Below are 18,258 nucleotides of genomic sequence, written 5' to 3'. Positions count from 1 at the left end.
CGCGCCATCGATGACTTTGGCTCCGGCCGCCTCCGGCTCGTATCCTTGTGGAGATCGGCCGCGCCCCGTTGCGCGGTCGAAGCCCCGATCCATCCGAGTGAAGGCAATCCTTTGCGTACCTACACCCCGAAGCCGGGCGAGATCACGCGGCAGTGGCACGTCATCGACGCCACCGACGTCGTTCTCGGCCGCCTCGCCAGCCAGACCGCTGCGCTCCTGCGCGGCAAGCACAAGACGATCTTCGCCCCGCACGTCGACACCGGCGACTTCGTCATCATCATCAACGCCGACAAGGTCGCCCTCACCGGCGCCAAGCTCGAGCAGAAGCGCGCCTACCGCCACTCGGGTTACCCGGGTGGTCTCCGCTCGCGCAGCTACGCCGAGATGCTCGACCGCTTCCCCGAGAAGGCCATCGAGAAGGCCGTCCGCGGCATGCTCCCGCGCAACTCCCTCGGCCGCCAGCAGCTGGCCAAGCTCAAGGTCTACGCCGGGTCCGAGCACCCGCACGCTGCCCAGCAGCCCCAGCCGTACACGATCTCCCAGGTCGCCCAGTGAGCGCCGACCGGAACAGGAACTGAGGAACCACCGTGTCTGACTTCACTGAGAACCCCGAGCTCGACGGCGATGAGGTCGAGCTGACCGAGTACACCTCCGAGTCCGAGGGCCCGATCGGCGCCGACGGCACCGTCGCCCGGCCCTCCGCCTCGGCCCCCGGCGCCGGCACCGGCCGCCGCAAGCAGGCCGTCGCCCGCGTGCGGATCGTCCCGGGCACCGGCGAGTGGAAGGTCAACGGCCGCTCGCTCGAGGAGTACTTCCCGAACAAGGTCCACCAGCAGCTCGTCAACGAGCCGCTCAAGGTCCTCGAGCTCGACGGCTCGTACGACGTCCTCGTCCGCGTCCACGGCGGTGGCCCCTCGGGCCAGGCCGGCGCGGTCCGCCTCGGTGTCGCCCGCTCGCTCAACGGCGTCGACCCCGAGCTCAACCGCCCCGCCCTCAAGCAGGCCGGCTTCCTCACGCGGGACGCGCGCGTCCCCGAGCGCAAGAAGGCCGGTCTCAAGAAGGCCCGCAAGGCGCCGCAGTACAGCAAGCGCTGACCTGCTCGCGCCGACCGATGGCCCGTCACGTGCACCGCACGCGGCGGGCCGTCGCCGTTCGCGGACACCGGGTGGAGCCCGGTATCAGGCGCGCCGGGTGGGGCGGCCGCTGCGCATCTCCTCGACGAGCTGGCCCGTGACCGCGCGCAGGTCCCCGCCCGCGGCCTCGAACGCCGCGATCTGGCGTCGGTAGCTCGCGCCGGTGGCCAGCAGATCGAGCACCGAGGCCAGCTCTGCGCTGCACCCGAGGCGCTCGGCCACCGGGGCCAGGCGCTCGACGTGCCGGACGATCTCGTCGGTCACGAGCCGCTCGGCGTTCTCGGGGTCGCAGATGATGATCGCGTCGGTGCCGTACCGCGCGGTGCGCCACTTGTTCTCCTGCACGTGCCACGGCGGCAGCGTGACGACGGGCTCGCCGCGCTCGACCCGCTCGTCGAGGTCGACGACGAGGCACTGGGTGAACGCGGTGACGGCCGCGACCTCGGCCATGGTCGGCAGCCCGTCGCAGACCCGGACCTCGATCGTCCCCAGGTGCGGCGCAGGTCGCACGTCCCAGCGCAGCTCCTTGAGCTCCTCGATGACCCCGGTCGTCATGAGGTCGTCGACGTACCGCTCGTACTCCTGCCACGTGCGGAACTGGAACGGCAGGCCTGCGGTCGGCAGCTGCTGGAAGAGGAGCGCGCGGTTGCTCGCGTACCCGGTCTGGTCCTCCTCCCAGAACGGGGACGAGGCGCCGAGCGCCTGGAGGTGCGGGTGGAACGTCAGCAGGCCGTCGAGGACCGCAGGGACCCGCTCGCGCTGCGGCAGCCCCACGTGGACGTGCACGCCGTAGATCACCATCTGCCGACCCCACCAGCGGGTCCGGTCCATGAGGGTCGCGTAGCGCTCGCCCGCGCTCACCTCCTGGGTCTCCCAGCGGGCGAACGGGTGGGTGCCCGCGCTCAGCAGCTCGAGCCCGAGGCCGTCCGTCACGCCTCGGACCTCCTCGAGCGTCGCGCCGAGGTCCGTGACGACCTCGCCGACGGTGCCGCAGACGTCCGTGACGAGCTCGACGGTGTTGCTCAGCAGCTCGCGGTGGACGTGGTCCGCGCGCGGTCGCCCCTCGAGGCCGGCGAGGACCTCCTCGGCACGGGAGGCGAGATCGTGGGTGGCGCGGTCGACGAGGGCGATCTCCCACTCGACGCCCAGGCTGCCGCGCGCGGACGGGGCGAACTCGATCAACGGGGCCTCCTCGACGGGCCCGGCGATGGCGCCGGACCTGCGCCATTCTTCACTGCCCGGCGGGTATCGTCGCGCAGGCCCCGGCCGGTCGCGGTTGCTGCCGCCGGTCACCCCGGATCCTGCACGGAAGGTTCGTCCATGGCTCGACTCTTCGGAACGGACGGCGTGCGCGGCCTCGCGAACGGCCCCGTCGTCACGGCCGAGACCGCGATGTCCCTCGCCGTCGCCGCCGCCCACGTCCTGCGCGACGCCGAGCCCGCCGCGGGACGCCGGCCCAAGGCCGTCGTCGGTCGCGACCCCCGCGCCTCGGGCGAGTTCCTCTCCGCCGCCGTCGTCGCCGGTCTCGCCTCGGCGGGCGTCGACGTCCACGACGTCGGCGTCGTGCCGACCCCGGCGGTCGCCTTCCTCACCGCCGACCTCGACGCCGACCTCGGCGTCATGCTCTCGGCCTCGCACAACGCGATGCCGGACAACGGCATCAAGTTCTTCGCCCGTGGCGGGCACAAGCTCCCCGACGCAGTCGAGGACGCGATCGAGGCCCGGATGGGCGAGGTCGGTGAGCGCCCCACGGGTGCCGCGGTGGGTCGGATCGTCCCCATGGTGGACGGCGCGACCCGGTACATCACCCACCTCCTCGCCGCCGTGCCGCACCGGCTCGACGGGCTGCACGTCGTCATCGACGCGGCCCACGGCGCGGCGAGCCAGGTGAGCCCGGAGGTCTTCCGGCTGGCCGGTGCGACGGTCGACGTCATCGGCGCGAGCCCCGACGGCCTCAACATCAACGACGGCTACGGGTCGACCCACCTCGAGCAGCTCAGGGCCGCCGTCGTCGACCGCGGCGCCGACCTCGGCATCGCCCACGACGGCGACGCCGACCGCTGCCTGGCCGTCGATGCCAGCGGCACCGAGGTCGACGGGGACCAGATCATGGCGATCCTGGCGCTCGCGCTGAAGGACCGCGGGCAGCTGCACGAGGACACCCTCGTCGCCACCGTGATGTCCAACCTCGGCCTGCTCAACGCGATGACCGCCGCGGGTGTCACGGTGAAGCAGACGGCCGTGGGCGACCGCTACGTCCTCGAGGAGATGCGCGCGAGCGGCCACTCCCTCGGCGGGGAGCAGTCCGGCCACGTCATCATGCTCGAGCACGGCACCACCGGCGACGGCGTCCTCACCGGGCTCTTCCTCGCCAGTCGGGTCGCCGAGACTGGGCGCTCGCTCGCCGAGCTCGCCGGGGTGATGACGCGCCTGCCCCAGGTGCTCGTCAACGTCAAGGGCGTCGACAAGGACCGGGTCGAGGCCGACGCCGGGGTGCAGGAGGCGGTCGCGACCGAGTCCGCGGCGCTCGGCGACGGCGGTCGCGTGCTGCTGCGCAAGTCCGGGACCGAGCCGGTCGTCCGCGTCATGGTCGAGGCGGGCACGCAGGAGCACGCCCGGGAGGTCGCCGACCGGCTCGCCGGGGTCGTCCGGGAGCGGCTCGCGCTCTGACGCCCCGGCGGCCGGTGTCGATCAGGCGGTCGCGCCGGCGGTGCCGACCTCGGTGACGACGCGCGCGCGGCCCTCGGCCAGCGCGTACTCGGCGCCGACGATCGCCAGGGTCCCGTTGCGGACGCCGTCGGCGATGACCGTCGAACGCTCGGCGAGGAGCTGGCAGGTCTCGCGGACGTGACGGCGCATGACGTCGTCCGGCTCGGCGTCGCCCTCGCGGTGCGAGGTGAGGACCGAGGGCATGACCCGCTCGACGATGTCGCGCAGGAAGCCCGGCGGCAGGTCTCCGGTCGCCTCGGCGTCGATCGTCGCCTTGACGGCACCGCACGAGTCGTGTCCGAGGACGACGATGAGCGGTGCGCCGAGGACCCCGACGCCGAACTCGAGCGAGCCGAGCACGGCCGGGTCGACGACGTGCCCGGCGGTCCGGACGACGAAGAGGTCGCCCAAGCCCTGGTCGAAGATGATCTCCGCCGCCACGCGCGAGTCCGCGCAGCCGAAGAACACGGCGAAGGGTGCCTGCCCGTCGGCGAGCGCCTCGCGGTCGTGGACGTCCTGGTGCGGGTGCTCGCGGTCGCCGGCGATGAACCGGTCGTTGCCCGCGGCGAGCTCCGCCCAGGCCTCGGCGGGGGTGGTGGGCCGTGCCATGGTCACTTCTCCAATCCCGGGCGCACGCCGATGGTCGGCACCGATGGTTGCCGGACCGCGGCGAAGAAGTCGTTGCCCTTGTCGTCGACGACGATGAAGGCGGGGAAGTCCTCCACGTCGATCTTCCAGATGGCCTCCATCCCGAGCTCGGGGTACTCCAGCACCTCGACGCTCTTGATGCAGTCCTGGGCCAGTCGTGCGGCCGGGCCGCCGATCGAGCCGAGGTAGAACCCCCCGTGCGTCGCGCACGCGTCCGTCACCTGCTGGCTGCGGTTGCCCTTCGCGAGCATGACCATCGAGCCCCCCGCCGCCTGGAACTGGTCGACGTAGGAGTCCATCCGGCCGGCGGTCGTCGGGCCGAACGACCCGCTCGCCATGCCCTCGGGGGTCTTCGCCGGGCCCGCGTAGTACACCGGGTGGTCGCGCAGGTACGCGGGCATCGGCTCACCGGCGTCGAGCCGTTCCTTGATCTTCGCGTGAGCGATGTCCCGGGCGACGACGAGCGTGCCCGTGAGCGACAGGCGGGTCTTGACCGGGTGCTTGCTCAGCTCCGCGCGGATCTCGTCCATCGGGCGGGACAGATCGATCGCGACGGCCTCGTCGCTGGTCACGGATCCGTCGGCGCCCGCCCCGGTGAGCGCCTCGTGGGTGACGTCCGGAAGGTAGTGCGCCGGCTCGGTCTCCAGCTGCTCGAGGAAGACGCCGTCGGGGGTGATCTGCGCGACGGCCTGACGGTCCGCGGAGCAGGAGACGGCGACGGCGACGGGCAGCGAGGCGCCGTGGCGGGGGAGCCGGATGACGCGGACGTCATGGCAGAAGTACTTGCCGCCGAACTGCGCGCCGATACCGAACGAGCGGGTCAGCTCGTGGACCTTCGCCTCGAGCTCGACGTCGCGGAAGCCGTGCCCCGTGGCGGGGTCGCCGGTGGTGGGGATGTGGTCGAGGTAGCGGGCGCTGGCGTACTTCGCCGTCTTCAGGGCGAACTCCGCGCTCGTGCCGCCGATGACGACGGCGAGGTGGTACGGCGGGCAGGCCGCGGTGCCGAGGGCGCGCAGCTTCTCGTCGAGGAAACGCATCATCCCGTCCGGGTTGAGGACGGCCTTCGTCTCCTGGTACAGGAACGACTTGTTCGCGCTGCCTCCGCCCTTGGCGAAGAACAGCAGCTTGTACATGAGCTCGTGCTCGGGGTCGGTGTCGGCGTAGAGCTCGATCTGGGCGGGGAGGTTGCTGCCGGTGTTCTTCTCGTCCCACATCGTCACCGGCGCCATCTGGCTGTAGCGCAGGTTGAGGCGGGTGTACGCGTCGTAGATGCCGCGGGAGAGGGCGCGCTCGTCATGGCCCTCGGTGAGGACGTGCTGCCCGCGCTTGCCCATGACGATCGCCGTGCCCGTGTCCTGGCACATCGGCAGGATCCCGCCCGCGGCGATGTTCGCGTTCTTCAGCAGGTCGAGGGCGACGAACTTGTCGTTGTCGCTCGCCTCGGGGTCCTCGAGGATCTTCCGCAGCTGTCCGAGGTGGCCCGGGCGGAGGTAGTGCGCGATGTCGTGCATCGCGGTCTCGGCGAGCAGGCGCAGGGGCTCGGGCGCGACCTGGAGGAAGCGGCGGCCGCCCGGGCCCTCGACGACCTCGACGCCCTCGGTCGTCAGCAGGCGCCACGGGGTCTGGGGCTCACCGTTGCCACCGGCCCCCGGGAGCAGGTCCTCGTACGCGAACTCGGCCATCGTCGATCTCCTTCTGTCAGGGCCACCGGCCAGCCTACGGCGGGGTGCGCTCCTACGATCGACCCATGACCTCCCGACCCCGTGTCCTCGTCACCGGCGCCACCCGCGGGATCGGCCTGGCGATCGCCCTCGACCTGGCGGCGGACCACGACCTCGTGCTCGGCGGGCGGTCCGCCGACGCGGTCGAGACGCTCGCCGTCGAGGTCGGCGACCGGAGCGCGGCGGTGTCCCCGTTCGTCGTCGACCTGGACGATGAGGCGGCGACGACGGCGGCGGTCGAGGCGTTCCTCGCCGACGACCCGCGGCTCGACGCGATCGTCCACTCCGCCGGGGTCGTGGGTCTCGGCGCGACCGACGAGCTGCGCCGCTCGGACTGGCGAGGGGTGCTCGAGACGAACGTCGTGGCGGTCGCCGACCTCACCCGACTCCTCCTGCCGTCGCTGCGGGCCAGTCGCGGGACCGTCGTGACGATTAACTCCGGCAGCGGGCTGCGGGCGAGCGGGACGGGTGGGAGCTACCCGGCCTCGAAGTTCGCGCTCACCGCACTCACCGACGTCCTGCGGGAGGAGCTCCGACCCGACGGGATCCGGGTCGCCTCGATCCACCCCGGCCGGGTCGACACCGACATGCAGCGCCAGCTCGTGGCCCAGGAGGGGCGGGAGTACGACGCCGAGGAGTTCCTGCGCCCGGAGTCGGTCGCGGCCGCGGTCCGGCTCGCCCTGACGATCGGGCCCGACGCGAACATCGACATGCTGTCCATCCGTCCCGGGCCGGCCGCCCGCCGGGGTGAGCGAGCTCAGGAGAGCTCGGTGCGGACGGGGGCGTAGGCCCCGGCACGCGAGACGGTGACGGCCGACGTCGCCAGGCCACGTTCGATCGCCGTGACGATGCGGGTGTCGTCGGCGCCGATGCCGCGGTGCGCCGACCCGCGGGGCGCGCCGAGGAGCCCGGCGTCGAGGAGGCCGGAGACGAGCCCCGCCATGAACGAGTCGCCCGCGCCGACGGTGTCGAGGACGTCGACGTCCCGGGCGGCTCGCGTGCCGGGGGAGTCCGGCGCCGCGGCCGTCCACCAGCGCACCCCGGCACCGGCGTCGGTGACGACGACGAGCCAGGGGCCGGTGTCGAGCAGCTCGGCGACGACCGCGTCCTCCGGTCGGTCGGGGTGGAGCCACGCGAGATCCTCCGCCGACGCCTTGACGACGTCGGCGCGGCGAGCGACCTCCGCCACCCGCTCGGCCACGACCGTGCGGTCCGGCGTGATCGACGGACGGACGTTCGGGTCGAACGAGACGGTCCCGGTGGCTAGGACCTCGTCGAGCAGGCGCAGCACGTCAGCCGCGCCCGGGTCGAGCGCGGCGGCCAGGGACCCGGTGTGGACGTGACCGGTCCCGGGCGGGAGCGCGATCGGTCCGGGTGCCCACGCGAGGTCGAAGGCGTACTCGGCAGCACCGTGCACGTCGAGGCGCGCGCTCGCCGTGCCCGTCGTGGCGATCGGCCGCGCGTCGAGCTCGACGCCGCCACGAGCCAGGTGCTCACGCACGGCCGCGCCCCGCGCGTCGTTCCCGAGGCACGCGACGAGCCCGGTGGGGTGGCCCAGTCGCGCGAGGCCGAGCGCGACGTTCGCCGGCGATCCGCCGACGTGCTCCGTCGTCGGCGACGCGGCCGGGGTGACGACGTCGACGAGCGCCTCGCCGACGACGAGCACGCCCGGCCGGTCGGTGCTCACGCGCCAGCGCCGCCGAAGTCGAGGGCGCTGTACGAGCTGAGCTTGCGCAGCTGGTGGTGGCTCTCGATGACGCGGATGGTGCCCGACTTGCTCCGCATGACCAGCGAGTGCGTCGTCGCACCGCCGGCCCGGTAGCGGACGCCGCGCAGGAGCTCCCCGTCGGTGATGCCCGTGGCGACGAAGAAGCAGTTCTCGCTGCGGACGAGGTCGTCGGTCGACAGGACGGCGTCGAGGTCGTGACCGGCGTCGATCGCCTTCTGCCGCTCCTCGTCGTCGCGCGGCGCGAGGCGGCCCTGGATGACGCCGCCGAGGCACTTGATCGCGCAGGCCGTGATGATGCCCTCGGGCGTCCCGCCGATGCCCAGGAGCAGGTCGATGCCGGTCGTCTCGCGCGCTGCCATGATCGCGCCGGCGACGTCACCGTCGGAGATGAACCGGATGCGCGCGCCGGCGTCGCGGATCTCCTGCGCGAGGCCCTCGTGGCGCGGGCGGTCGAGGAGGACGACGGTGACGTCCTCGACCGACTCCTTCTTCGCCTTGGCGATGCGGCGGAGGTTCTCCTTGACCGGCAGCCGGATGTCGACGACGTCCGCCGCCTCGGGCCCGGTGACGAGCTTGTCCATGTAGAAGACCGCGCTCGGGTCGTACATCGCGCCGCGGTCGGAGACGGCGAGGACGGACACGGCGTTCGACATGCCCTTGCTGGTGAGCGTCGTGCCGTCGATGGGGTCGACCGCCACGTCGCACTCGGGGCCCTGACCGTCGCCGACCTGCTCCCCGTTGAAGAGCATCGGGGCCTCGTCCTTCTCGCCCTCGCCGATGACGACGACCCCGCTCATGTGCACCGTCGAGATGAGCTCGCGCATCGCCTCGACGGCCACCCCGTCGGCGCCGTTCTTGTCGCCGCGTCCCACCCAGCGGCCGGCCGCGAGCGCGGCAGCCTCGGTGACGCGGACGAGCTCGAGGGCGAGGTTGCGGTCGGGACGCTCTCCCGTCCGTCCGGGGGTGGTGGCGGTCGGGTCGCTCATGGCGTCTCCTTCGTCGGCGAGGCTTCCTCACCACCCTATCGACGAGGCGGCCGCCGACCGGTGTGACATCGGCCCTGTCCGGTGCTCGGACCCGGTGTCCGGAGGAGGCGCCGGATCGGGGACGATGGGGCCATGAGCACCGCCCCGCAGCGCAGCAGCTATGCGAACGGGTCCGTGGCGAACATGCTGCGGTCCCTGCTCGTCATCTGCGCGATCCTCGCGGTGGCCTTCCTCGGCGTCGGACGGGTGAACAGCGTGACCCCGCAGACCGTCGACGACCGCGTCGCGGCCCAGGGGGTCGCCGACCGGACCGGCCGTGCCGTCGCCGTCCCGGACGGGCTCGGCGACGGGTGGACCGCGACGAGCGCCCGGTACGTCCGGTCCACCGACGGGCTGATGATGTGGCACGCCGGGTACACGACGCCGGACGGCCGCCACGTCGCCGTCCAGCAGGTCGTCGGCGCCACGGACAACTGGGTCTCGGCGCAGACGATCGACCCGCCGCCGGGCGGGGTGTGGACGGGTGCGGACGGACGCCGGTGGGAGCGGCTCGAGCGGGTCGACAAGGACCAGCGCTCGCTGCTCGACCGGCCCAAGGACCCCAAGGCCGTGACCACCCTCGTCACCGGGACCGCGAGCTACGAACAGCTCGAGAGGTTCGCGGAGGCGCTCACCGACGTGCGGCCGACGCCGGGGTCGACGCCCGACCGCTGATCCGGCGTCACTCCCCGGCCGGCTCGGGGGTGCCGTCGAGGGATGCCTGGGCCCGGTCCAGCCAGACCGTGCACCGCGCCGCGAGGGCCTCGCCGCGGGCCCACAGCCGCATCGACTCCTCGAGCCCGACCTGCCCCGACTCGAGCCGCGCGACGATGGCGGAGAGCTCGTCCCTGGCCTCCTCGTACCCCAGACCGGCGACGTCGGCGTCGAGGGCCTCGGAGTCCGTGGTCTCGGCGTCCGGGGTGGTGGCGTCGGAGGTCTCGGGCTGGTCGCTCGTCCGGCTCATGGCGCCCGACCCTAGCCGTCGGCACCGACGACGCGGACCGTGAAGTCGCCGTCGCCGACCCGCACGCGGAGCAGCTCGCCGGGGGAGACCTGCTCGCGGCTGCGGACGATGGTGCCGTCCGGGTGCTGGACGATTGCGTACCCGCGGTCGAGGGTCGAGCGGGGGGCGAGCAGACGCACCTGGGCCAGGAGGTGCACGGTGCGGTCGCGCTCGCGGTCGAGCCGTACGGCCCGCAGGTGCCGCAGCCGCGCCGTGAGGTGCTCGAGGCGTTCCCGGTGCCGGTCGAAGACCGCCACCCGGTCCGCCATGACGGGGCGTTCGACGAGCGCGGCGACGGCGCGGCGTCCGGCGTCGATCCGGCGCTCCTGGGCGGCGCGGGCTCGGGCTCGGAGGTCGGCGATGGTGCGCGTCTGCTCGACGGCGTCGGGGACGACCGCTCGAGCGGCGTCGGTCGGTGTGGATGCCCTCAGGTCGGCGACGAGGTCGAGCAGCGGGGTGTCGACCTCGTGGCCGATCGCCGAGACGACGGGGGTGCGGGCGGCGGAGACGGCGCGCACGAGGGCTTCGTTGCTGAAGGGGAGCAGGTCCTCGACGCTGCCGCCGCCGCGGGTGATGACGACGACGTCGACCTCGGGGTGGGCATCGAGCTCCCGCAACGCGCCCGCGACCTCCTCGACCGCCCCGACCCCTTGGACCGCGACCTGTCGCACCTCGAACCGGGCCGACGGCCACCGGCGGCGGACGTTCTCGACGACGTCCCGCTCGGCCGCGCTCGCGCGCCCGCAGATCATGCCGATGCGGCGCGGCAGGAAGGGCAGCGGACGCTTGCGGCGTGCGTCGAAGAGTCCCTCGGCTGCGAGGTTCTGCTTGAGGTACTCGATCCGTGCGAGCAGCTCCCCGACCCCGACGGGGCGGATCTGGCGGACGTCGAAGGTGAGGGAGCCGCGGCCGGCCCAGTACTCGGCCTTCGTCTGGATGACGACCCGCGACCCCTGGGTCAGCGGCGCGGGCATCGCGTCGAGGGCGAGGACGCGGACGCTGCACGAGAGCGACATGTCGGCGTCGGTGTCGCGCAGGGTGAGGTAGGCGGTGCGGGCGCCGGGGCGGCGGTTGAGCTGGACGACCTGGCCCTCGACCCAGGTCACCGGCATGCGGTCGATGTACTCGCCGACCTTGAGCGAGAGGTACCGGACCGGCCACGGGCGCTCGGGGCTGGTGTCCGCGGCGCGCGCGGGCAGGGCGGTCCCCGGGCTCGGTTGCATCGCGTCCACGCGGTCACCCTAGGCGTGCTCACCGACAGCGGCCCCTGCTCCGAGGACGAGGCGCTCGTCCCCGGTCGGTTCAGACGAGCTCGGCACCGAGGGCCGCGAGCAGGGCGCGCGCCTTGACCCGCGTCTCCTCCACCTCGGCCCCGGGGTCGGAGTCGGCGACGATCGCGCCCCCGACACCGAAGGTGGTGGCGCTCGCGTCGCTGACGAGCGTGCGGATCGTGATGGCGAGGTCGGCCGTGCCGGTGAAGGAGATCCACCCGATCGCGCCGGAGTAGAAGCCGCGCGCGCGATGCTCGAGGGAGTCCGAGATCTCCGTCGTCCGGATCTTCGGCGCGCCGGTCATCGAACCGCCGGGGAACGCGGCCTCGAGCGCGTCGACGGCGTTTCGGCCGGCGCGGAGCGTGCCGGAGACCGTGCTCACGAGCTGGTGGACGTGGGAGAAGGTCTCGACGCGGAAGAGGTCGTCCGTGCGGACGGTGCCGGGGACGCACACGCGGCTGAGGTCGTTGCGCAGCAGATCGACGATCATGAGGTTCTCGGCGAGGTCCTTCGGATGCGTGGCCAGGTCCTGCCGGAGGCGCGCGTCCTCGGCCTTGGTCGAGCCGCGCGGGCGGGTGCCCTTGATCGGCCGGGTCTGCACCGTGCCGTCGCCGGTGACGCGGAGGAAGCGTTCGGGCGAGGCGGAGAGGATCGCGAGGTCGTCGAATCGCAGGAGCGCGCCGTACGGGACGGGGCTCGTGCGGCGAAGGGCGCGGTAGGCGGCTGCCGGGTCGGCCAACGGGGCACCGGTCGCCATGTTCGTCAGGCAGATCTCGTAGGAGTCGCCCGCGCGGATGTGTTCCAGGCAGCGCTCGATGCTCGCGATGTAGGAGGCCTCGTCCTGGTCGAGGCGGAACCGGGGCGGGGTTGCTGCGGGGGTGCGGTCGAGGCACGGTGGCGGGGGTTCTAGGGGCTCGGCGGTGGCTGCGGGCGTGGCCTTGATCGTCGCCGACGTGCGGGCGAACCACTCGGCGGCGGCGGACGCGGTGTGGGGCAGGGCGTCGTCGACGAGCGCCAGGAGCAGGACGGTCGCGCTGGCGTGGTCGAGGACGACGGCGCGGTCGGCGAGGATCAGCGCCGCGTCGGGATGCGTCGAGCGGTGGGGCGGCGGGTGCATCCGCTCGTCCTTGAGCTGGTACCCGAGCGCGCCGACCCAGCCGAGGGCGAAGTCGATGGGGAGGTCCTCCGGGACGGCGACGGGGCAGCTGGCCAGCAGTGAGCGGAGGTGGTCGTGGAAGGCGGCGCGGACGGTGTGGCGGCCCGCGGCCGTGCGCACGTCCCACCGCGCAGCGGCGACGTCGTAGCGGAGGACCTCGGCGAGCGGACCGGAGGCATCACCCATGATCGAGATCCGCCCGTCCGGGGGTACGGCGGCGCCGGCGTCGGAGCTGTCGAGCCAGAACGAGGCCCGCGGGTCGAGCGCGAGCGCGGCGTGGAGCCGTTCGGGGTCGGGGGCGCCCTCGATGCGCCGCCACTCGACGCGCCGGTGCGGTCCCGGGTGCCGCGCGCGGCTCGCTCGCGGGTACTCGTCACCGGGGATCATCGGTCCATGGTCACCCGGCGGCGCACCACGTGCGCGCGCGAAACGGGGCATCTGCGCGTGAGATATCGCGCGTGGATGTCAATTGCGCGCGCAATTGCGGGGGAGGGTGGCGGGTTCAGGGGGCGTTGCGGAACCATCCCTACGATGGGGGCATGACCGACGCCGCGACCGTACCGACCGCGCCCGAGAGTGCCGCCGAGACCGCGAAGCGGGTGCTCCTCGCTGCGCCACGGGGGTACTGCGCCGGGGTCGACCGGGCGGTCGTCACCGTCGAGAAGGCCCTCGAGCTGTACGGCCCGCCGGTGTACGTCCGCAAGGAGATCGTCCACAACAAGCACGTCGTCTCGACGCTGCAGCAGCGCGGCGCGATCTTCGTCGAGGAGACCGACGAGGTGCCCGAGGGCGCGACGGTCGTCTTCTCCGCCCACGGCGTCGCCCCGGTCGTCCACGAGGAGGCCCGGGCGCTGTCCCTGCGGACGATCGACGCGACCTGCCCGCTCGTGACGAAGGTCCACCGGGAGGCCGTGCGGTTCGCCGAGAGCGACCACGACATCCTCCTCATCGGCCATGACGGCCACGAGGAGGTGATCGGCACCTCGGGCGAGGCACCCGATCACATCACGCTCGTCGACGGGCCGGACGACGTCGACAACGTCGTCGTCCGGAACCCGGACAAGGTCGTGTGGCTCTCCCAGACCACCCTGTCGGTGGACGAGACGATGGAGACCGTCCGGCGGCTGCGTGAGCGCTTCCCGAACCTGCAGGACCCGCCGAGCGACGACATCTGCTACGCGACGCAGAACCGTCAGCTCGCGGTGAAGCAGATGGCAGCGGACTGCGATCTCATGCTCGTCGTCGGGTCGCGGAACTCCTCGAACTCGGTCCGGCTCGTCGAGGTCGCGCTCGAGCACGGCGCGCGGGCAGGTCATCTCGTCGACTACGCCGAGGAGATCGACGAGGCGTGGCTCGAGGGCGTGTCGACCGTCGGCGTCACCTCCGGCGCCTCGGTGCCGGAGATCCTCGTCCGCGACGTTCTCGCCTTCCTCACCGAGCGCGGGTTCGGGGACCCGGAGCCGGTCATCGCCGCGGAGGAGTCCCTGACGTTCGCGCTGCCGAACGAGATCCGGCGCGACCTCAAGGCCGCGGGGATGTCGGACAAGATGACCCACGACGCGGCCGCGGCCACCGACGGCGTCACCGACCCGCTCCACTGACCTCGAGCCGAGGTCGGAGCGCATCCTGCTCCTGGGCGGACGGCTCCGCGGCCACACCCCGCGGGTCGGACATCTCGGGGGCGATGAGCTCGGGCGCGGTGAGGACCCGGGGTGTGGCCTCGACGGCGGGGGGCGAACCGATCTCGTCACCGCCGGTGCCGAGATCGCGCATCGACCGAGCGGTGATGAGCACCCGGGACTCCAAGGTGCCGACGAACTTGTTGTAGGCCTCCACGCTCGACCTCAGCGACCGGCCCAGACGTCCGGTGTGCTCGGCGAGCGTCCCGATCCGCGAGTGGAGCTCGGCACCGACGGCGAGGAGCTCGCGCGCGTTGTCGGCGAGGGCGTCCTGCTGCCAGGCGAACGCCAGCGCCCGCAGCACGGCGTGCAACGTCGCCGGCGACGCGAGGACCACCCGCGCGTCGAGGGCTTCCTCCACCAGCCCCGGCCGGTGGTCGAGCGCGACGGCCAGCACCGGCTCGGACGGGACGAAGGCGATGACGAACTCCGGCGCAGGCTCGATGGCCCGCCAGTACGCCTTGCCCGCCAGCGCCTTGACGTGCCCCGCGAGCGCGTCCGCGTGGGCCCTCAGGTGCTGCGCACGCTCGGCATCGGGCAGGTCGGCCGCCTGGGCGGCGAGGAAGCGTTCCATCGGGGCCTTGGCGTCGAGCGCGCAGCGTCGCCCTCCGGGCAGCGCGACGATCGCGTCGGGCCGGACCACCCCGCCCGCAGGGTGGGGGAGGGACACCTGGGTGTCGAAGTCGCAGCGGTGGAGCATCCCCGAGGCCTCGAGCACCCGGCGCAGCTGCACCTCGCCCCAGGAACCGCGTACCGACGACGCGCGCAACGACCCGGCGATCGAGGCGGCCTCCCGGCCGACGGCGTCGGAGGACTCGCCGACCCGGACCAGCGCCTCCCGGACCGCCGCGAACTGGTCGACGCGCTCGCGGTCGATCCGGTCGACGTGCCGTTCGACGCGGGTCAGTGCCTCGCGCACCGGCGCCAGCGCTGCTGACGTCTCCGCGGAGTCCGCGACGCTGGCCTCGAGGTCGACGACCCGATCGCGCAGGACGTCCCGCTCGGTCTCGGCGGCCGCCAGACGCACCCGCGTCGAGGCGGTCGCCGACGCCCGGGCGAGCAGGGCGGAGACCACCCCGGCGAGCAGGGCGGAGACCAGGGCGATGGCCAGCGTCAGCGTCCACGTCGGAGTCATGCGCACAGCGTCCCGCCGACGTCCGACAACGCCGCGGGTCAATGGCCAGCGGTGCTGCGCCCCATCCGTCCGAGCCGGGACCAGACGAGTCGCTGGGCGAGGATGACGGCCGTCCCGGCGAGCACCATGCCCGTGACGTTGACGATCAGCTGCAGCACCGAGCCGGTGATCTCCTCCGGCGCCCGGGCGCCCAGGGCGAGCGCGAGGTTCCCAGCCGCCGGGACGGTCGTCACGGAGATGAACACTCCGACCATCGCCTCGGCCCGGCCGATGGTCGCGGCGAGCGCGCCGGCCGCCCCGGCGAGCAGCGCGACGACGAACGACCACCGGTCCGGGTGCCAGATGAAGCCGGTGAGCGGACGCGGGGCGGTCACCTGCTCCCGCGTGAACATCCCCAGCTCGTGCGAGACGAACGAGACGAGGGTGACGACGGCGATCGCGCCCGCGAATCCGATCACGAGCATCACCAGGGCCCGCCACGCGAGCAGCCAGCGCCCGAACGCGAGGCCGCAGCAGATCGCGGCGATCGTGGAGAACTCCGGCCCGACGACCATCGCGCCGACGACGAGGACGGGGGAGTCGGTGATGACGGCGATCGCGGCGAGGGCGGTCGCGAGGGTGAGGAAGGCGTGGAAGGACACGGTGTGGCGGGTGGCCGACTCGGCGTGGGAGAGGACGACGTCCCAGATGACCGCGTCGTCCGGCGAGCCGACCGCCTGCCGCTCGAGCTCCCGGGCGGACTCGCACGGTGCCACGGTCGTCTCAGTCATCGAGATGCCGCCCCGGGTCCCCAGCCCCATGCGGGTGAGGGTCCCGAGGACGTCCGAGGCCGCCTCACGGGCGACGTCGGCCTCGACGACGTCTCGGGGTGGCTCGATCCCGGCGCCGCGGACGAGGGTGACGTCGGTGACGCGCGGGTCCTCGACGAGCAGGCCCACGACCGGGTCCGTCATGTCGGCGGGGGTCGACAGCCGCAGGTGCACGATCACGCGCGAAGCCTAGGGCGGCGCCGGTGCGTTCGCCGATGTCCGGGCCCGCGGGTAGCGTCGACGCATGGCCGATGACGCAGCACCCCCCGGCGCCCGGCGCCCCGACCTCGCGACCGAGGACGGGCGGCGACGGTTCATCGGCATCCTCAACTCGCGGCTGCCGAAGAAGCGGAACATTGCCCAGGGCCTCGTGCGCAACGAGCGCGGCGAGATCCTCCTGTGCGAGCTGGCGTACAAGAAGGAGTGGGACCTGCCGGGCGGCGTCGTCGACCCGAAGGAGTCGCCTGCGACGTGCGTGCGGCGGGAGATCTCCGAGGAGCTCGGCGTCGAGTGGCCGGTGGGCCAGCTGCGGGCCGTGAACTGGCTGCCGCCGTACCGCGGCTGGGACGACGCGGTGCTGTGCCTGTTCGACCTCGGGGAACGCCCGGCCGACGTCGTCGCGGGGATGACGCTGCTGGCCAAGGAGATCAAGGCCGTCCACTGGTGCCCGCCGGAGGAGCTGGGCGAGCACGTGGCGCCGTACGTCGCCCGGATGCTCGGTTCGGTCCTGGCCGCCGGCCCGGGCACGGTCTACCTCGAGGACGGCCTCCCGCGGGCCTGACGTCGCGCGGGCCGCGGTGGACCGGCAGCGCACTAGACTCTCGTCCCCGTGGCACTCACCATCGGAATCGTCGGGCTCCCCAACGTCGGCAAGTCGACGATGTTCAACGCCTTGACCAAGAACGACGTCCTCGCCGCGAACTACCCGTTCGCGACGATCGAGCCCAACGTCGGCGTCGTCCCGCTGCCGGACCCGCGGCTGCAGCGCCTCGCGGAGATCTTCGGCAGCGAGAAGGTCCTCCCGGCGACGGTGAGCTTCGTCGACATCGCCGGCATCGTCCGCGGCGCGAGCGAGGGTGAGGGCCTGGGCAACAAGTTCCTCGCGAACATCCGCGAGGCCGACGCGATCTGCCAGGTCGTCCGCGCCTTCGTCGACGACGACGTCACCCACGTCGACGGCAAGGTCGCCCCCGCCTCCGACATGGAGACGATCAACACCGAGCTCATCCTCGCCGACCTCCAGACCCTCGAGAACGCGATCCCGCGGATCGAGAAGGAGGTCAAGGGCAAGAAGACCGACAAGGCCGTCCTCGACACCGCTCTCGCTGCGCGGACCGTCCTCGAGGAGGGCCGGACCCTCTTCCAGGCGATGGCCGGCGGCGCCTCCGACATCGACCCGGTGCACGCCCGCACCCTCGGGCTGCTGACGACCAAGCCGTTCCTCTACGTCTTCAACGTCGACGAGGACCAGCTGACCGACGAGGCGTTCCAGGCGGAGATGCAGGCGCTCGTCGAGCCGGCCGAGGCGATCTTCCTCAACGCCAAGCTCGAGTCCGAGGTCGCCGAGCTCGACGACGAGGACGCTGCCGAGCTGCTCGAGTCGGTCGGCGTCAGCGAGCGGGGCCTCGACCAGCTCGCGCACAAGGGGTTCCACACCCTCGGGCTGCAGACCTACCTCACCGCGGGGCCGAAGGAGTCGCGGGCGTGGACGATCCGCAAGGGGTGGACGGCGCCGCAGGCCGCGGGGGTCATCCACACCGACTTCGAGCGCGGTTTCATCAAGGCCGAGGTCGTCTCCTTCGACGACCTCGACGCCGCCGGGTCGATGGTCAAGGCCAAGGAGGCAGGCCGCGTGCGCATGGAGGGCAAGGACTACGTCATGCAGGACGGTGACGTCGTCGAGTTCCGAACGGGACTGACGTCTGGGAGTAAGAAGTGAGCCACCTTCCCGCTCTTGGGGCTGCGCCGACGGGTCGCCTGCCGCAGATCCGTGTTGCACATCGGATCCTAGGGCGGGCACACGTGTCCGTGACGGGGCTTTCTGGCGCGGCAGCGGTCCTCGAACAGAACCTCCGGTCTTGACATCAGTCACCGGTCGGCCGAAAGGCGACGGTGGAGCAGGATGCTGTACGGTCCGCGATCGTCTTCACCTCCGCCGTTCTCGATGCTGCGATGAAGCGGCTCGTGAACGATTGCGCGAAGCCCCTCATTGCCGTCCCGGGCTCGGGCGCTCGGGACCG

The 18,258-nt window shown here is 72.7% G+C and carries 18 protein-coding genes; 8 read left to right on the top strand and 10 right to left on the bottom strand.

Features of this window, described 5'->3' with window-relative positions; all coding sequences use genetic code 11:
* Positions 1–111: 111 nt before the first annotated feature.
* A complete protein-coding gene (gene rplM, locus DAA34_RS00955) occupies positions 112–555 on the top strand; it encodes a 50S ribosomal protein L13 (RefSeq protein WP_106817228.1) in 444 nt (147 codons plus the stop codon).
* 32 nt (positions 556–587) lie between these two features.
* Positions 588–1,094, top strand: coding sequence for a 30S ribosomal protein S9 (gene rpsI / locus DAA34_RS00950; RefSeq protein WP_106817227.1), 507 nt, complete (start codon positions 588–590; stop codon positions 1,092–1,094).
* 84 nt (positions 1,095–1,178) lie between these two features.
* On the opposite strand, the gene DAA34_RS00945 is transcribed toward rpsI, so the two are convergent.
* Positions 1,179–2,315, bottom strand: a complete 1,137-nt coding sequence (locus tag DAA34_RS00945) for a glutamate--cysteine ligase (protein ID WP_106817226.1) — start codon at positions 2,313–2,315, stop codon at positions 1,179–1,181.
* Positions 2,316–2,453: 138 nt separating this feature from the next.
* On the opposite strand from DAA34_RS00945, the gene glmM reads away from it, so the two are divergent.
* On the top strand, positions 2,454–3,803 hold the full coding sequence (gene glmM / locus DAA34_RS00940) for a phosphoglucosamine mutase (RefSeq protein WP_106817225.1): 1,350 nt from the start codon (positions 2,454–2,456) through the stop codon (positions 3,801–3,803).
* 21 nt (positions 3,804–3,824) lie between these two features.
* Here the strand turns inward: glmM and DAA34_RS00935 are convergent, their stop codons facing one another.
* Entirely contained in the window at positions 3,825–4,451 is a 627-nt protein-coding gene (locus tag DAA34_RS00935) for a carbonic anhydrase (protein WP_106817224.1), read from the bottom strand.
* 2 nt (positions 4,452–4,453) lie between these two features.
* Entirely contained in the window at positions 4,454–6,172 is a 1,719-nt protein-coding gene (locus tag DAA34_RS00930; protein WP_106817223.1) for a fumarate hydratase, read from the bottom strand.
* Between the two features lie 65 nt (positions 6,173–6,237).
* Here DAA34_RS00930 and DAA34_RS00925 point away from each other — a divergent pair, with 65 nt between their 5' ends.
* The gene (locus DAA34_RS00925) at positions 6,238–6,999 is read left to right on the top strand and encodes an SDR family oxidoreductase (RefSeq protein ID WP_106817222.1); all 762 of its coding nucleotides are present in this window, start codon (positions 6,238–6,240) and stop codon (positions 6,997–6,999) included.
* Here DAA34_RS00925 and DAA34_RS00920 read toward each other — a convergent pair.
* Positions 6,969–7,898, bottom strand: a complete 930-nt coding sequence (locus DAA34_RS00920; RefSeq protein WP_234354049.1) for a carbohydrate kinase family protein — start codon at positions 7,896–7,898, stop codon at positions 6,969–6,971. The two genes, DAA34_RS00925 and DAA34_RS00920, sit on opposite strands and share 31 nt — an antisense overlap.
* Positions 7,895–8,926 (bottom strand): class II fructose-bisphosphatase, encoded by a 1,032-nt coding sequence (gene glpX, locus DAA34_RS00915; protein WP_106817221.1) that lies wholly within the window; start codon positions 8,924–8,926, stop codon positions 7,895–7,897. Before glpX ends, DAA34_RS00920 begins: the two co-directional genes overlap by 4 nt.
* Before the next feature lie 132 nt (positions 8,927–9,058).
* Here glpX and DAA34_RS00910 point away from each other — a divergent pair, with 132 nt between their 5' ends.
* A complete protein-coding gene (locus DAA34_RS00910) occupies positions 9,059–9,640 on the top strand; it encodes a DUF4245 domain-containing protein (protein WP_106817220.1) in 582 nt (193 codons plus the stop codon).
* 7 nt (positions 9,641–9,647) lie between these two features.
* On the opposite strand, the gene DAA34_RS00905 is transcribed toward DAA34_RS00910, so the two are convergent.
* From DAA34_RS00905 to pabB, 3 genes are all read right to left on the bottom strand, one after another.
* The gene (locus tag DAA34_RS00905; protein ID WP_106817219.1) at positions 9,648–9,929 is read right to left on the bottom strand and encodes an exodeoxyribonuclease VII small subunit; all 282 of its coding nucleotides are present in this window, start codon (positions 9,927–9,929) and stop codon (positions 9,648–9,650) included.
* Positions 9,930–9,940: 11 nt separating this feature from the next.
* Positions 9,941–11,191, bottom strand: coding sequence for an exodeoxyribonuclease VII large subunit (xseA, locus tag DAA34_RS00900; RefSeq protein WP_106819623.1), 1,251 nt, complete (start codon positions 11,189–11,191; stop codon positions 9,941–9,943).
* 79 nt (positions 11,192–11,270) lie between these two features.
* Entirely contained in the window at positions 11,271–12,782 is a 1,512-nt protein-coding gene (pabB, locus tag DAA34_RS00895; protein ID WP_234354048.1) for an aminodeoxychorismate synthase component I, read from the bottom strand.
* 152 nt (positions 12,783–12,934) lie between these two features.
* Between pabB and DAA34_RS00890 the strand changes: the two genes are divergently transcribed.
* On the top strand, positions 12,935–13,996 hold the full coding sequence (locus DAA34_RS00890; protein WP_106817217.1) for a 4-hydroxy-3-methylbut-2-enyl diphosphate reductase: 1,062 nt from the start codon (positions 12,935–12,937) through the stop codon (positions 13,994–13,996).
* Here DAA34_RS00890 and DAA34_RS00885 read toward each other — a convergent pair.
* On the bottom strand, positions 13,977–15,209 hold the full coding sequence (locus tag DAA34_RS00885) for a DNA recombination protein RmuC (RefSeq protein WP_106817216.1): 1,233 nt from the start codon (positions 15,207–15,209) through the stop codon (positions 13,977–13,979). The two genes, DAA34_RS00890 and DAA34_RS00885, sit on opposite strands and share 20 nt — an antisense overlap.
* A gap of 38 nt (positions 15,210–15,247) precedes the next feature.
* Complete coding sequence (locus DAA34_RS00880; RefSeq protein WP_106817215.1) at positions 15,248–16,198, bottom strand: DUF389 domain-containing protein; 951 nt, start codon at positions 16,196–16,198, stop codon at positions 15,248–15,250.
* 64 nt (positions 16,199–16,262) lie between these two features.
* Here DAA34_RS00880 and DAA34_RS00875 point away from each other — a divergent pair, with 64 nt between their 5' ends.
* Positions 16,263–16,799, top strand: coding sequence for an NUDIX domain-containing protein (locus DAA34_RS00875; RefSeq protein WP_106817214.1), 537 nt, complete (start codon positions 16,263–16,265; stop codon positions 16,797–16,799).
* 48 nt (positions 16,800–16,847) lie between these two features.
* Entirely contained in the window at positions 16,848–17,957 is a 1,110-nt protein-coding gene (gene ychF, locus DAA34_RS00870; protein ID WP_106817213.1) for a redox-regulated ATPase YchF, read from the top strand.
* Positions 17,958–18,258 lie beyond the last annotated feature (301 nt).

Origin of the sequence: Janibacter massiliensis (genome assembly GCF_900289115.1) — a bacterium.
Classification (GTDB): domain Bacteria; phylum Actinomycetota; class Actinomycetes; order Actinomycetales; family Dermatophilaceae; genus Janibacter_A; species Janibacter_A massiliensis.
Note: the sequence above shows the minus strand (reverse complement) of the source record. Positions and strands in the feature narration are given on the sequence as shown.